Annotated in this window: 1 protein-coding gene; it reads left to right on the plus strand. The window is 55.7% G+C overall.

From position 1 onward, the window contains the following. Positions 1–420, plus strand: a 420-nt coding sequence (locus tag DYI24_RS27835) for a hypothetical protein (RefSeq protein ID WP_164574584.1), incomplete at both ends; no start/stop codon positions are given.

The raw sequence follows: 420 nt of genomic DNA on the forward strand, positions 1-420 counted from the left end.
TGCCCAATCCGGCGCTGATACCGCTACTGAAGGGCAACGTTGGCGAGTTCATTTTCGCCCGAGTGCTCGCGGTGCTAGAGATCACTCCACTTGACCTCAACCAGTTCATCGACTGCCTGGGGCCCGCAGTGTATGAGAGCTATGACATCTTCGTTCGGGTGCAAGACACGCTCATCTGCAGCGACGTCAAGCGTTGGTCGGGCAACCTGGATAGCCACGAGCTCTCGCTCAAAACGCTTCGCAGAGCAGAAGCCAAACGCAAGGATATGAGTGAGTTGTGCGCTGGCCTGAACCTCACGCCGCGCTTCCTGTACGTCAACACGCAACCAGACGACAACGATCTAAACGCTGAACGTGAGTTCACCCATGGAGAGTCGATCCACTTTCTGAATGCCTTCAAGATCATGACCCGTTACGTGC

This window comes from Rhodopseudomonas sp. BR0C11, from assembly GCF_010820945.1.
Taxonomy (GTDB): Bacteria; Pseudomonadota; Alphaproteobacteria; order Rhizobiales; family Xanthobacteraceae; genus Rhodopseudomonas; species Rhodopseudomonas palustris_H.